This is a genomic window from Streptomyces sp. 35G-GA-8 (genome assembly GCF_023534745.1).
GTDB lineage: Bacteria > Actinomycetota > Actinomycetes > Streptomycetales > Streptomycetaceae > Streptomyces.
Window position 1 is genome coordinate 25244 of the sequence record NZ_JAMHJQ010000001.1, and the last position, 14119, is coordinate 39362.

Here is a 14119-nt window from a genome sequence, read left to right on the forward strand (position 1 = left end):
ATGGCAACGCCTCTGACCGCCACCAAACTGCTGCAAGTCCTCCGTAACGAAGGTCTGCGCGTCGTCGAGCACCGGAGCTGGCGCACGCACAACCGCAACCACAAGGGGCCCTGGGGGCCGCTGCACGGTGTGATGATCCATCACACCGTGACCTCGGGGACGGAGAGCTCAGTGGAGCTCTGCTACAACGGCCATTCGAGCCTGCCCGGCCCGCTGTGCCACGGTGTGATCGCCAAGGACGGCACGGTGTATCTGGTCGGCAACGGCCGGGCCAACCACGCCGGACTCGGTGACGACGATGTCCTGCGCGCGGTGATCAACGAGTCGGCGCTGCCCGCCGACAACGAGGCCAACACCGACGGCAACCGCTACTTCTACGGCTTCGAGTGCGTCAACCTGGGCAATGGCACGGACCCGTGGCCAGCCGCCCAGTTGGAGGCGATCGAGAAGGCCGCGGCGGCGATCTGCCGGGCGCACGGCTGGACGCAGCGCTCGGTGATCGGTCATAAGGAGTGGCAGCCGGGGAAGATCGATCCGCGCGGCTTCACGATGGAGTCGATGCGGACGCGGATCGGGAACCGGCTCGGCGGCAAGCCGGACGGCCCCTCGTCACCGCCGCCGAAGCCTCCGGCGACATTCGAACCCTTCCCCGGGGCGGCCTTCTTCGCGGTCGGCCGGCGCAGCGCCGTGATCACGGCGATGGGCAAGCGGCTGGTGGCGGAGGGGTGCGGACGGTACGAGGTGGGCCCCGGGCCGGACTGGACCGAGGCCGACCGCTCGTCGTACGCGGCCTGGCAGCGCAAGCTCGGCTACACGGGAAGCGACGCCGACGGGATACCGGGCAAGACGAGTTGGGACAAGCTCAAGGTGCCCAACGTCTGATCCGGCGGGCCGAAGCCGTGATCTGACGGGATCTGTTCCACCGCGCACCGGCCGGACACCCCGGCGAATCAGGGCCCGAGCCCGAGGGGATCCGGCCGGTGCGCGGGAACTACCCGAGTTCAAGACTGGTGACGGCGTACATACCCGGGAGATCGATTTCCGGGACCGGGCCCGTGTACATGCGCGCGGCCTCGAAACTGGGCGCCAGCCCGAGCTCTTCCGCGAGCCGTACGGACGGGGCGTTGATGTCCGGGATGTCGATCGCCACGGGTTTCCCGGGGACGGTGGCGGCCAGTCCGCTCAGCAGCGCGGCGGCGATCCCCGGGGACGAGGCGTAGAGCGGCCCGACGCGCGAGGCTCCGCTACAGGGGCGGATGGCCCCGAAGCCGCGCAGTTCACCGTCGTGGACGGCGGCGAGGCTCGTACGGTCGGGCAGCCCGATCCACGAGGCGAGGAAGGCGTCGCGCTCCGCCGGGAAGAACCTCCGGTCATAGGCGGCGATGTGGTCGAAGGAGACCTTACGGGCGTCGATGAGCGTGATGTCGTCCGGAATACCGATGGCCGCGGGGACGCCTTCGTAGCGGACATTGTTCCAGGCCTTTCGGAAGCCGGACTTGCGGTAGTTCTCCTGCTGGTCGACCACCCCGTCGAGTCCTACGTTCCGGCCGTTCAGGCGTGCCATGGCGGCCCGCCAGACCTGAATTCCGTATCCCTGTCCGCGTACGGCGGGACGGGCGATATAGAAACCGATGAAGCCGAAACCGGTGCCGTAGCGCACGGCGGAAACGGATGCGACGGCCTCACCGTTCAGACGCCCGAAGATAAAGCCGCCCGGGTCGGTGGGGAAGAAGGAGTGCCGGTCGGACTTCCCCGGATTCCAGCCCTCCTCGTCCGCCCAGATACCCAGCTGTTCGACATAGTCGGCGTTCGCCGTCACGATCTCAAACGTCACCATCGACCTCCAGTGCGGTGGTCTCACACCTTGCCACGGCCCGGACCGGGAGAAGCCGGAAGTGGGGGGCGGCCGGTGCGCCGGTCGCCCCCCCACCCACCCGTATCGGTGCCCGCTCAGCCGAACCGGCCGTTGACGTAGTCGGCGGTCCTGGTGTCCCGGGGCGCGTTGAACATCGCGTCCGTGTCGCCGTGTTCGACGATCACCCCGGGGGTCCCCTGCTCCGCGAGGAAGAAGGCACAGGAGTCGGAGACCCGCGCGGCCTGCTGCATATTGTGCGTGACGATGACGATCGTCACCTCCGCCTTCAGTTCGGCGATCGTCTCCTCGATGCGCCGCGTCGAGGTCGGGTCGAGCGCCGAGCACGGCTCGTCCATCAGCAGCACCCGCGGCCGTACCGCCAGCGACCGCGCGATGCACAGCCGCTGCTGCTGGCCGCCGGAGAGCGCGCCGCCCGGCTGCCGCAGCCTGTCCTTGACCTCGCGCCAGAGCCCGGCCTTGGTGAGGCACTCCTCGACCAGACTGTCCTTCGTGTCGCGCCCTGCCTTGATGCCGTTGAGCTTCAGCCCGGCCAGGACGTTGTCGTACAGCGACATGGCGGGAAACGGGTTGGGCTTCTGGAAGACCATGCCGATCTGCCGGCGGGCATGGGTGATGCGCCGTCCGCGGTCGTAGATGTCTCCCTCGTCGAGCAGCACGCGTCCGGCGAGCGCGGCGCTCGGGATCAGTTCGTGCATCCGGTTGAGGATGCGCAGGAAGGTCGACTTGCCGCAGCCCGAGGGGCCGATCAGCGCGGTGACCTCGTGCGCGGGCATGGTCAGCGAGACCTGGTCGAGCACCTTGTGGTCACCGAACCACGCGGAGACGGCATCGGCGCGCAGTGTGGCGGCGGTGCCACCGCCCACCGCGGGCTGGACCAGGGTGTCGACGAGATCGGGCGGCGTCACCGTCATGGTGGGGCAACTCACTTTCTGTCAGAGCAGGTTCGGCAGGAGGCGGGTGGCGGCGCCGGAGACGGCGAGGCCGAGTGCGGCCAGGACGGGTACGGCACAGATCCAGGCCTGCCAGCGGCCCCACACCCGGTGTGCCCAGGCGGCGAGGAGCGCGGCGAGGAAGAGCGCCTGCGTCCACAGGAAGACGGCGAGCCAGGCGCCGCCGTCGCCCTTGAGCGCCTCTTCGGCGCTGCCGATCCATCCGGAGCGGCGCTCGCGCGGCGGGCTCGGCTGTACGGGCGTGGTCAGTTCGGCGTCCACGCGCAGCACCCCCGAGGGGGTGTAGGGGGCGCCGGTGGCGGTGATGAGGGTGAGGCGGCCCTCGTTCTGACCACCGCTGGGCGGGGGCAGTTCGTCGCCCGCGCGCCGGATGCCGGTCACCCGGTACTCCGCCTTGCCCTGGCCCGTCATCAGGGTGATGGTGGCATTGTCGGGGAGCCGGTCGAGATGGGAGAACGGGCTCCCGTATCCCCACTGCCTGCCCATGATCACGGCGGTGCCCGACTGGCCGGGGAGCGCGGTGTCCCGGCGGTGCCCGGGGCCGGACATCAGCACACCGGAGGTGGTGCCCTCGCCGACGACCTCGTGGACACCGAGGGCGGGGATGTCCAGCAGCGCGACGGGGGCGCCCAGGGCGAGTTCCTTGCCGTTGTTGTCGAGCGGGCCCACCGGGGCGGTGCCCTCGGCGAGTTGCTTGCGCAGCTCGTCATAGGCGACCTGCTGGTCACGCGCGTGCTGAAGGTGCCCGACGACGGTGAGGTTCGCGGCGAAGCCGAGCAGGACGGCGGCGAGCACGCACAGCGCGGCCCCGGCCAGCGCGAGACCCGGACGGGCGGGCGTCCCCCGGGCTCCCCCGCGCCCCGCGGGCTCCGTGCGGGGCGGGGATCCGGTGGGCGGTGAGGGGGCGTCCGGCGGGGCGGTGGCGGACGGCGGCGGTGTCAGAACGGCCACGGTGGCTGCGCTCCTCGCTGGCTGGGTCGGGGTTCGGGGATCGAAGGTCGGTGGTGGGGCGAGGGGTTGGGAGCGGCGGGGGCGGACGGGCCGAGGTGTCGGTACGAGCCCGGGGCCCGGAGGCAGACACACCGCCTGCCTCCGGAAACCGGGGCACCTCGGGACCCGTCCCGGCTCAGTCGCCCGCCGTGCCCGGAGGCGTGGCGAAGGTCATCAGGCCCTTGCGGCGCACGCCGATCACGAACGCGGCGCCCACGCAGCACAGCGCGAGGGAGGCCAGGGCGATCGAGGCGACGCCCGTGCCCGTCGAGGCGAGGGAGCCGCCCCCACCGCTGTCGCCGCCCGTGCTGCCACCGGCCGCCGCGCCGCCGTCACCGCCGGTGTCACCGCCGGAGGTGCCCGCGGCCGCGCCGCCGTCCTCGCCCGCGGAGTCGCTGGGCTCGGGGGTGGGCTCGGTCACCTCGCCCGTGGTGAACATGAAGTCGAGGCTGTGCCCGCCCTCCTTGTCCTCGGCGAGCGTCAGCACGTGGTCGCCGTCCGCGATGTCCGCCGGGACGGTGAAGGGGTAGCCCTGGACGATGCCGTCCGCGTCCGCCTTGGCGTCCTCGAAGACCGCGTCGCCCTCGGCGAGGGCGACCTTCACGGTCGCGTCCTTGGAGTAGCCGCGGGCGACGAGCGTCACCTGCTGGCCGGCTTCCAGGTTCGGGTTCGGTTCGAGCAGATTGCCGTCCGCGTCCAGCGCGTCGATGTCGGCGGGGACGCTGGGGTCGTCGGTCGGCTCGTCGGAGCCGGTGGGCGTCGGCGGGCCGCTCGGGGTACCGGCCTCGTCGACCGTATAGCCACTGAGCTCATTGCTCGAACCCGCGTACGCGTCAGTATCCGTGGGGGTGAACTGGGCGCGGATGTTCTGCACGCCCACGGGCAGTTCCTTCGTCGTGAACACGGCGGTGCCGTTCTCGACCGCCTTCGTGCCCAGAGCGATCGGCTCCTTACCGGTACGCTCCGAGGTCAGTGCCACCTCGCCGGCCGCCGCCTCGGGGGTCACCTTCACCGTGACCGTCACCTCGCTGCCCGCCTTGGGGTGGTTCTCCGGAGCGGCCGTCAGCTCCAGGCTGGTCGTCTCGGCCGCGGCCAGCGCCCAGGTGTCGCCCGTGACCTCGATGTTCGTGGTGAAGAACGCCGCGGGCAGGTTCGGGTCGAGGACGTTGACGCAGTCGAGCCGCAACTCGTACGTACCGTCGTGGGACTCGTTGCCGTACCACCCGGCGAGGATGTCGGAGAAGGGGAAGAACTCCATCGGCATCTCGGTGTCGATGGGCCCGGCATCGTACGGTCCCGTCGTCGCGTTGCCCAGACGGGCGCTCGTGCCCTCCGTCGGGTGGAGCACGGTGAGCCGCACCGCGCCGCCCTGCCCCTCCGGGCACGCCGTGTCGGTGCTGACCCGGGGGACGAGCGGATCGTCGGTGGTGCTGCCAGTGGTGACACTGAGCGTCAGATCGCCGAGCCGGCCGGCCGCGTTCGCGGTCGCCGCGGCGCCGAGCACGGCGGCGGCCGCACCCATGAGCAGAGCGCAGCACAGCAGCAGCGCCGGGAGTGATCTCGCTCGCGCGAGGCGTGTCATGGTCGGGTCCCCCACAGGGTGTCGGTGTCGCGGCCGGTGCCGCGGTGGATGTCGGTGTCGGAGGTGATGTCGGGATCGGCGCTGACGTCGGTGTCAGTGGTGACGTCGGTGTCGATGTCGGCCGGAACTGGAACGGGATCGGGACACGCCGCGGGGCCGGGCACCTGGAGGGTGCCCGGCCTTGGCGTGGTGGGTGGGAACGCTGATCAGCGCTCGCCCTTCAGGGTGGTGGCGCCGCAGGCGGTGCCGATCGTGCCGAAGCCGAAGGCCGTGATGTGCGACGGCTGGCCACAGACCTTGGAGGCGGTGCCGACGAAGGCGCTCACGACGTTGGGGTCGGCGGTGGAGCCGGTGATCTTCGGGGACGGGACGACGTTGTAGACGTCACGGTTGTAGGGGAAGTTGACGTTCAGCGTGCCGTCCGCGTTGCGCGGCGCCACGGTGTTCACCTTGCCCAGGACGGTGACGCCGTGACGGTCCGTCACCACACCGTTGGTCTGGGCGATGTACTGGGCCACGGAGTACGGGGCGATGTCGCCGGCGCTGTCCAGCGCGGTGCCGTCGTGCTCCTGGACGGTGCCGTTGACGCAGGTGCCGATCTGGGCCTCGGTGACCCCGATCTTCTCCAGGAAGAAGGACCGCGTGCCCGAGCCCGACTGCGGCAGCAGCGGGGTCAGGGCGACACCGTTGTGCGTGGTCTTCACGCAGGTGTAGATGTCACGCAGGTTGGCGGTGGTCAGGTCCAGGTTGTTGTTGAGCGCGCTGTCCGAGCGGACCGCGATGGTCACCGCGTCCTTGGCGAACGGAATCCAGGTCAGCTTGGTGGTCGTCGTGTCCACCGGGCCCCGGGAGGAACGGGCGAAGTCGAGGCAGCCGGTGCTGTTGAGGACCGCGTTGCGCAGGGCGTCGATGCCGGCCGAGGAACCGTTGGGCCGGTTGATGACACAGCCGGTGGCGCGGGTCTTGATGGTGGCGGTGCCCGTCGCGTTGTAGGACGCGATGAGCTGACCGTCCGGGACACCGTCCGGGTCCGGGATGACCGCGCCGAGGCGGTTGAGGACGTCCTGCGTGGTGTCGGAGCCCACGCCGGCGAGCTGACGGTACTCACCGACCGCCGGGTCGGCGGAGGCTACGGGGGCCAGCAGGCCCACACCGAGTGCGGCGGCACCGACGACGGCGCCCAGGCGAGCACGGGACTTGACGTTCACTTCTTTTCTCCTCCGTGAATACGGATTTCGAGGAATGGACTGTCAAGAAGAATCCGGATTTCGTTCCGTCGACCCGTCGGCCGACGCCGTGAACATTTCCGCATATGCACAGTCCAAGACCACCAACTCCGCCGGATGAAAAGGTTACGGGGGCATTTCCTAGGAGACACCTGGAGAACTCACCACTGGTTATGGAGAATTCCCGGAGGGCACTGGGCCGCTCCGGGTGATCCCCTGGATCGGACGCTTTTCCTCCTATGTCACCCGGGACCGCCCGTCGCTGTCGCCGCCCTGCGTGCCGAGAGCCGCAGCATGACGGGACCGGCGAGCGCGGCCACACCACCGACGACCAGGACGCCGAGCAGCACCCAGCGGACGATGCCGAGCACCTCGCCCGGGGTGAGCCCGCCGGAGGCGAGTCCGCTCTTCGAACCCGGGCCCGAGGTGCCCGCCCCCGCGCCCGGCGGGTCGGATGCCTCGGGAGTTCCCGTTCCCTCACCGCCCGTGGCTCCGCCGGCCCCGGCCGCTCCCGCGGACCCGGATCCGCCGCTGTCACCGCCGCCGGCGTCAGCACCGCCGACGGACCCGCCGGCCGCCGAACCGCCGACGGTCCCGCCGTCGGCCGGCGGGGTGGTGGCGGGCTCTGCCACCTTGCCGCGTACCAACTGGTCGGCGGCGGACAGCGCCTGGTCACGCAGTGCCTTGGGCATCGGCACGTATCCGGGCGGCAGCTCACCGGGCGCCAGGCCCTGGGTCTGCCCGTCGCCCGCCGCGTACCGGATGAGTCGCGCGTAGTCCTGACGCGCGTCCGCGGGCTGGTCGACCGGGGCCATGGCGTAGGCGACCGCCGTCAGCGGATACGCGCCGCTCTTGGCGGTGGCCGGGCTCGGCGCCTTCACCCCCTTGACGGACGAGTCGGGCATCCGGGCGACGGCCTTGAGCATCGAGTCGGCGGTCGGCCGTACGTACACACCGTCGGCGTTCGGGAGCGCGGCGATGTCGAGTTCGTAGCGGGAGGCGGACGCCGCGTCGACGACACCGTACGCCCGACGGGTCCCTGGGTTGCTGTCCGAGGGCACCAGCTTGATGCCCTGCGGGGATCCCGGGTCGAGCGAGGCGAGGAACGTGGCACCGGTGGCACCGCGCCGCACGCGCAGCGCGCCGTCGTGCATGTCGTTGGAGTACGGGGACTTCTCCAGCTGGCCGTACGCGATGGTGCGGTCGACGCCGTTGTCGGGCAGTGTCATGCGCGTCTCGGTCGTGTCGGCCTTCGGGAAGTCGAGCGGTGCGTCCGTGTCCAGACCCAGCGCCTGATAGAAGGGGTTCACCTTCATCCCCCACGGATCCGGCTTGCCCCGCAGAAAGTCCCGGGCCTCCGCGTTCGACTGGAGATAGCGCCAGAGCAGGCTGTTGACATCCGAATTACCGGCCTGGAGGAGAATTCCGCCCGGACCGAGCTGGGGCTGTGTCGGACGGTCGAAGTAGGGATTCAGTTTGATGAATTCCGGGTCGACAATGATGGATTGCGCGTTCCCCTTCAGATGATCCGGGACCGGGTGCTGAAAGCCGACCTGCCGGATGTCATAGGGGTAGGAGCCGGTCACCAGTTTGGCGAGCAGCCGGGCGCTGAGTTTCAGATCGCGCACCTGGCCGGCCTCCGCGTCCTCCCAGAAGAAGCCGACCGTGAGCGCGCTGACCGCGACCGGCGCGTACACCACGTCCTCCGCTTCCTCGATGGGGGCCACGGTGACGCCCATCCCGGGCGAGGTCGATGTGGGCTTCTCGATGAGGCGACGCGCGTAGTCCTCGGCGGCCTGGCTGTAGGTGAACCGCGCGTCGGCGCCCGCGCACAGCGTGGCCTGCCAGGAGGTGATGGCATCGGTCAGCAGCTCGGAACCGATGACACGTCGCTCCGCCTTGTCCGCCGGACAGGTGTTGCCGACCGGACCGAACTCCATGGGAAAGACGAGTCGTTGGTCCCAGTTGGACTGGCTGAGCGCGGAGGTGTGCACACCGTCGCCCGCGTTGACGGTGCCGTCCGGGTCATGCTCGCCACGGGGGACGACGACCAGCCAGCATTTCCGGGGCTTCCCCGCTCCGGCCGCGCTGCCGACATCGCCACAGCCCAGATAGGGGGCCTCGATCGCCGACTTCACCTCGAAGACGGCCTCACCGCTGCCGTCGCTCCGTGTCCTCAGCCACGGCTGGGCGTTGGTGTCGTTCTTGCTGAAGTAGGTGGCGTCGGAGGGCGAGTCGGTCGGATCGCCCTGGAGCGGCTGGAACGGAACGAACGGGTTGTTGTCCCCGGCGTCCGTGTACTTCTTCTCCAGCGGGTCCGAGCCCTTGGGCAGGGTGCGCTGGCTCATCCAGTGGGTACCGGCGTTGTTTCCCCCGAACTCGCACTGCTCCCGGTTCGGGCCCGCCGGATCGTCTCCCCAGCACTGCATGATCTGGAGGAAGTTCCGGTAGCCGTCCGCGGTCGGCACGGCGGGGCCCTCCCAGGTCACATCGACCCCCTGGGCCCGCAGGTTCTTCGTCTGGTGGACGGTCACCTTGAGGCCGGAGAAGTCGTCGTACTGTCCCTTCCTGCCGGTCAGCGTCATCGCGGAGTCCGACGCCGCCTTCGTACCGCTCCCCTGCTCCGCGGCCTGTGCTCGGTCCGTGCCCGGAGGCAGCGGTACGAGCGCGACGACCAGGGCGGCGAAGAGCGCCCCGACACCGACCCGCACCCGCCGGGAGACCCTGGATCCGCCTTCTCTTGTGCGGAGTTGACGGGCCCTCATATCGATCCCTCCCGGCGGCGGGCCCGTGCGGCGAGCGCGCGTGCGGTCAGCGGCGGGCCGATGACCACACCGACGAGAAGCAGCGCGGAGAGCGCCATCAGCGCGCCGCGCAGCCCCGTCGCCTCGTTGGAGGCGAGGGTGACCGGATTCCCGACCACCGAGGAGTCACCGCCGCCGGCTCCGTCGCCGCTGATCAGCTCGCCCGTATCGGGGTCGATGGCACCGCCACCGCCGGACCCCCCGGCCGCGGCCCCTGGCTCCGGGGAGCCGTTGGAGCCTCCCGTGGCGCCGCCGGTGCCACCGGTTGCCCCGGTGCCGCCGGTGCCCGCGGTGGAGCCGCCCGTATCGCCGGAGCCGCCGCCCGTACCTCCCGAACCACCGCTGCCGGAACCGCCGTTGGAGCCCTGGGCCGACGGCTTCACCGGGGTCTTCTGGCCCGTGGCGCCCGCCGTGCCGTCGGAGCACTGGGTCGGCCCCTTGCGGTCACAGGCCTTCGGCTGCGGCGCGTTCTTGGCGAGGGTGTTGGTCCCGTCCGAGGAGAAGGTGGGGTTGCGGCAGGAGTTGATATTGATCTTGTCCGTGGGCGCGCCCGGAATACGCCGTACCTGTTCGAAGCCCGCCTGGACGAGGTTCTTCGGCAGCGGGGAGTACCCCAGCTCCTCGGCGATCTGCTGGCCGTCGCAGAGGAAGTAGTTGGCGAAGGTGCCCAGCGAGAGGCCCTTCTCCTTGGTCATCGGGTTCTGCTCGCCCGTCAGCGAGGTGGGGATGATCATGTAGCTGTAGCTGGAGAGCGGATAGGCCCTGGCGTCCTTGGAACCGTAGACGCCGTCCAGGATCTGGGTCAGATAGTTCGTGGAGTTCCTGTCCGGGTTGATCTTCGCGCCGAGCAGCCCCACGGCGACGCTGGACGCGGTGGGCTCGACATAGAACCCGTTGTCGTTGAGCATCTTCGCCACCGGGAAACCGGTCGAGATGGCGTACGAGTACTCGACATAGGTGATGGCACCCTCGGCCTGGCTCTGCTTCACATAGCCGGAGACACCGAGCGATCCGGACTTGGCGATCGTGGAGGTGCCGGGCACCACCGGGAAGTACGAGGTGAGACCGCACGGGGTGGCGCGTCCGGCGCGTGCGCAGTAGTCGTTCCAGGCCCCGGAGTGCTCCTTGGACAGCCAGGTGGTCAGCTGCGCCGTCGTACCGGAGCCGTCGGAGCGTACGACGGGCACGATCCGGCGGGCGGGGAGGGTGAGGCCCGGGTTGTCGGCCCTGATCTCCGCCGCGTTCCACATGGTGATCTTGGCGGTGAAGATCTTGGCGAGGACATCGCCGGACAGCCGCAGGTTGGTGACCCGCTTGCCGCCGATCTTCAGGTTGTACATGAAGGCCGTACCACCGGCCACGATCGGCATATAGGCGTAGCCGCGCTTGGGCGGGGCGTCGGTGACCCCGCCCTCCTTGAGCCCGTACGGAATCTCGGAGACACCGAAGTCGACGGAGCCGTTTCTGAACTGCTCCCGGCCGTTGGAGGATCCGGTCGCCGCGAAGTTGACGGTCATACCGAAGTTGGAGGCGACATTGCGGCGCCACTGGTCCAGTGCGTTGGAACTCCAGGTGGAGCCCGCACCGTTGATCTTCGGGTAGGTCACCGCCCAGGCGGGCGGCGGGCCGACGGCGAGCAGCGCGCAGAGCAGCGCGGCCAGCCCCATGGCCAGTCGGGAGACGGTCGCGGGTCTCACGGGGTACTCCTGTTGGGCTTGACGGCGGGTACGGAGGAAGTCGGTGCGGACGAGGCGGCGGCAGCCGCGTGGCCGTGCGTACGGCTCGCGAAGCGCTCGGCGTCACGGCGCGAGGCGAGCACTCGACGGTGTGTCTGACGGCGCGTCAGCTTGCCCGGTGCGCGCCCGCCGATGAGCCGGGCGAGGACGAACAGCAGCAGCACCAGCGCCATCAGGGTCGCCGCGGTGCCGAACCCGCGTGCGATCATCGAGGGCTCCGGCGACTTGACGAACTCGAAGGTGGCCAGCGGCAGCGAGACCTGCGGCCCGTTGAACGGGTCGGCGTTCATCTCCGCGGTGAAGCCCGCGGTCAGCAGCACAGGAGAGGTCTCGCCCACCCCGCGCGCGGTGCCGAGGATCACCGAAGTGGTCAGTCCGGAGCGGGCGGTGGGCAGCACCACATGCCAGGCGGTCCGCCAGCGTGAGGTGCCCAGCGCGTAGGACGCCTCGCGCAGCGAGCCGGGGACCAGCCGGATCACCACATCGGCGGCCCGGATGATGATCGGCAGCATCATCACACCGAGCGCCAGGGACGCGGCGAAGCCCGACTTCCCGGTGCCCAGGGCGAGGATCGCGGTCGCGTAGATGAACAGGCCGGCCACGATGGACGGCAGCGCCGTCATGGCCTCGACGATGGTACGGACGAACCGCGCGTACCGGCCGGGCACCTCATTGAGGAAGACCGCGCAGACCAGCCCGGCGGGCACGGTGAGCACCAGCGCGATGAGAATCTGCTCCAGGGTGCCGACGATGGCGTGCAGGATGCCGCCGGCGCTCAGCGGGTCGAGAGGGCCCGCGAGGGTCATGTCCTCGGTGAAGAAGTTCAGATGGGGCAGCGCCTTGCGGCCCTCCCACAGCGTGTAGACGATCACGAACGCCAGGGCGACGACCATGACCAGGCCCACCGAACGGACGACGACCCCGGCGACCCGGTCCCGGACGGTGGGCCCGTCCTCGTCGAAGGAGACCAGCAGCGCGTAGAGGCCGAGGAAGAATACGTATCCGACGACCAGGAAGCCGATCACCCCGTTGAACGGCAGCAGCCATATGTAGAGCAGCGAGGTCAGTGCGATGGCCGCGGCGGCGGAGCCGAGCAGCGCGTAGGTGTCCGTGGCACGCCTCAGCGCCAGGGAGCGCCGCCGCTCCCCGGCCGCCTCCACGGGCCGCGGCGCGCTCGCGGGCAGGACGGTACGCCGCTCCTTCGCGAGGGACGGTGGCGACTCGGGTGCGAGGGTCATGACGGGCGGGTCCCCTTAGGACAGGGTCTGGACATCGGCGAGGGCTCGGGCAGCGGACGGGACATGGGCACCGGACAGGACCTAGGCATCGCTGGCCGCGCCGGAGCGGCTGCGCGCGACGATGGACGAGGCGATGAAGTTGACGATGAGGGTCATCACGAAGAGTGCGAGACCGGCCGCCATCAGCGCGGACATCCCGAACGGGCTGGCCTCCCCGTACCGCAGCGCGATCAGTGAGGAGACGGAGCTGGTGCCGCTCTGGAGGATGTGCGGCTGGATCACGAAGACCGGCGAGATGATCAGGTAGACGGCGATGGTCTCGCCCAGGGCGCGGCCGAGTCCGAGCATGGTGCCGCCGATCATGCCTCCCATGCCGAACGGCAGGACGACGCTGCGGATCATGCCCCAGCGGGTGGCGCCGAGCGCGTAGGCGCCCTCGCGCTCACCGGCCGGAGCCTGGGTGAAGACCTCGCGCATCACCGAGCAGATGATCGGCGCGACCATTAGCGCGACCACGATGCCCGCGATGAAGGTCGAGGAGGTGTAGACGGTCTCGGTGGAGAGCGGATCGCGCGGATCGGCGCCGACGACACCCAACGGCGGGAACCAGCCGAAGTAGGTGGCGATCCAGCGGGCCGTGGGCAGCACGGCGCCCTCGAAGAAGAAGAGCCCCCACAGTCCGTAGACGACACTCGGCACGGCCGCCATCAGGTCGACCACGCTGATCAGCGTCCCGCGCATGGACGGCGGCGCGTATTCGGAGATGTAGAGCGCCCCGCACACCGCGAGCGGCACCGCCACCAGGATCGCGACCAGCGCGATCAGTACGGTGCCGACGATGACGGCGGCGATACCGAAGCGGCCCGCGTCCGGCTCCCAGGCCGCGGTGGTGACAAAGGACCAGCCTGCCCGTTCGAGCGCCTGCCACGCGCGGTACAGCAGAAAACCGCCCACCAGCAGCATCACGGCGAGCACGAGCCCGCCGCCGCCACGGGCCACACCCCGGAAGATCCGGTCGGGCAGCCCGGGGTCGGCGTAGAGCCCACGCGGCCCTACGGCGGAGGCCGTTCTCTCGGTCGCGAGCCCAACGGATCCGTGGGCGGCGACCGTTCGCTCCCCTGTTCGTCTCAGCACACCCATGACGCTCACGGGGCGCGGTTGACACGCAGGCATCTTTATATGAACGAGGCGCCTCTTAGAGGCAACTTCCGATGACGAACGTGTGCGCGTACGGTGCGCAGGGCCTGTTGCTCAGCGCCTGGTACACCCGCCGGCGGGGCGTCAGCTCCCGCTCCAGGGAACCTCGCCGCTCTCCCCCAACTCCCGCAGCAGTTCGCGGAATCGGGTGTACGCGACCCGGCAGGTCGAGTACCGCTCGTAGGAGCGGGCGGACACGATGGTCCGGCGTCCGCTCTCGTCCCGGACGATCCACATCCAGCCATTGGCCTCCGCCGTGTGCTGAACCCCGCCGGTCAGGGCCGCGTGCCGCCTGCACACCTCCTCGAATGCGGCGCGGCATCGCTCGTACGACGCGAAGGCGAGCGCCGACACGGCGACCACCCGGCCGTTCTGCGCCACCACCCGCCATCGGTAGCGGCCCTCCGCGTCGATGTCGGTCTGACAGCGCAGCCCGGCGGCACTTCTTAATCTCCCGCTCTCGTCGGCAGATCTCATCCCCACGTCCCCACCCCTGCCACTCGTCCCTGTCGGACCGCAC

General features: G+C 70.2%; 11 protein-coding genes. 1 reads left to right on the forward strand and 10 read right to left on the reverse strand.

Annotated elements, in window-relative coordinates; translation table 11 throughout:
* Positions 1 to 882: a peptidoglycan-binding protein gene (locus M1203_RS00085; protein WP_249947344.1), complete on the forward strand. Its 882-nt coding sequence runs from the start codon at positions 1 to 3 to the stop codon at positions 880 to 882.
* A 109-nt stretch (positions 883 to 991) separates the two neighbouring features.
* Here M1203_RS00085 and M1203_RS00090 read toward each other — a convergent pair whose 3' ends face one another.
* From M1203_RS00090 to M1203_RS00135, 10 genes are all read right to left on the reverse strand, one after another.
* On the reverse strand, positions 992 to 1837 hold the full coding sequence (locus tag M1203_RS00090) for a GNAT family N-acetyltransferase (RefSeq protein ID WP_249947345.1): 846 nt from the start codon (positions 1835 to 1837) through the stop codon (positions 992 to 994).
* A 113-nt stretch (positions 1838 to 1950) separates the two neighbouring features.
* Positions 1951 to 2787, reverse strand: a complete 837-nt coding sequence (locus M1203_RS00095; protein WP_249947346.1) for a phosphate ABC transporter ATP-binding protein — start codon at positions 2785 to 2787, stop codon at positions 1951 to 1953.
* A 21-nt stretch (positions 2788 to 2808) separates the two neighbouring features.
* Positions 2809 to 3777 carry a sortase domain-bontaining protein gene (locus M1203_RS00100; RefSeq protein WP_249947347.1) on the reverse strand — a complete coding sequence of 323 codons (969 nt, stop codon included), beginning with the start codon at positions 3775 to 3777 and terminating at the stop codon, positions 2809 to 2811.
* A gap of 175 nt (positions 3778 to 3952) precedes the next feature.
* Complete coding sequence (locus M1203_RS00105) at positions 3953 to 5398, reverse strand: Ig-like domain-containing protein (protein ID WP_249947348.1); 1446 nt, start codon at positions 5396 to 5398, stop codon at positions 3953 to 3955.
* Positions 5399 to 5604: 206 nt separating this feature from the next.
* Positions 5605 to 6606: a substrate-binding domain-containing protein gene (locus M1203_RS00110; RefSeq protein ID WP_249947349.1), complete on the reverse strand. Its 1002-nt coding sequence runs from the start codon at positions 6604 to 6606 to the stop codon at positions 5605 to 5607.
* A 260-nt stretch (positions 6607 to 6866) separates the two neighbouring features.
* The gene (locus tag M1203_RS00115) at positions 6867 to 9335 is read right to left on the reverse strand and encodes a hypothetical protein (protein ID WP_249947350.1); all 2469 of its coding nucleotides are present in this window, start codon (positions 9333 to 9335) and stop codon (positions 6867 to 6869) included.
* Positions 9336 to 9385: 50 nt separating this feature from the next.
* Entirely contained in the window at positions 9386 to 11125 is a 1740-nt protein-coding gene (locus M1203_RS00120; protein WP_249947351.1) for a phosphate ABC transporter substrate-binding protein PstS, read from the reverse strand.
* Positions 11122 to 12402 (reverse strand): phosphate ABC transporter permease PstA, encoded by a 1281-nt coding sequence (pstA, locus tag M1203_RS00125; protein WP_249947352.1) that lies wholly within the window; start codon positions 12400 to 12402, stop codon positions 11122 to 11124. Before pstA ends, M1203_RS00120 begins: the two co-directional genes overlap by 4 nt.
* Positions 12403 to 12483: 81 nt before the next feature.
* Positions 12484 to 13536 carry a phosphate ABC transporter permease subunit PstC gene (gene pstC / locus M1203_RS00130; RefSeq protein WP_249947353.1) on the reverse strand — a complete coding sequence of 351 codons (1053 nt, stop codon included), beginning with the start codon at positions 13534 to 13536 and terminating at the stop codon, positions 12484 to 12486.
* A gap of 147 nt (positions 13537 to 13683) precedes the next feature.
* Entirely contained in the window at positions 13684 to 14076 is a 393-nt protein-coding gene (locus M1203_RS00135; RefSeq protein ID WP_249947354.1) for a YegP family protein, read from the reverse strand.
* Positions 14077 to 14119 lie beyond the last annotated feature (43 nt).

What these genes read in the sequence shown, in the direction of transcription:
- M1203_RS00085 (WP_249947344.1), top strand. Translation starts at nt 1, where the DNA reads ATGGCAACGCCTCTGACCGCCACCAAACTGCTGCAAGTCCTCCGTAAC.
- M1203_RS00090 (WP_249947345.1), bottom strand. Translation starts at nt 1,837, where the DNA reads ATGGTGACGTTTGAGATCGTGACGGCGAACGCCGACTATGTCGAACAG.
- M1203_RS00095 (WP_249947346.1), bottom strand. Translation starts at nt 2,787, where the DNA reads ATGACGGTGACGCCGCCCGATCTCGTCGACACCCTGGTCCAGCCCGCG.
- M1203_RS00105 (WP_249947348.1), bottom strand. Translation starts at nt 5,398, where the DNA reads ATGACACGCCTCGCGCGAGCGAGATCACTCCCGGCGCTGCTGCTGTGC.
- pstA (WP_249947352.1), bottom strand. Translation starts at nt 12,402, where the DNA reads ATGACCCTCGCACCCGAGTCGCCACCGTCCCTCGCGAAGGAGCGGCGT.
- M1203_RS00135 (WP_249947354.1), bottom strand. Translation starts at nt 14,076, where the DNA reads ATGAGATCTGCCGACGAGAGCGGGAGATTAAGAAGTGCCGCCGGGCTG.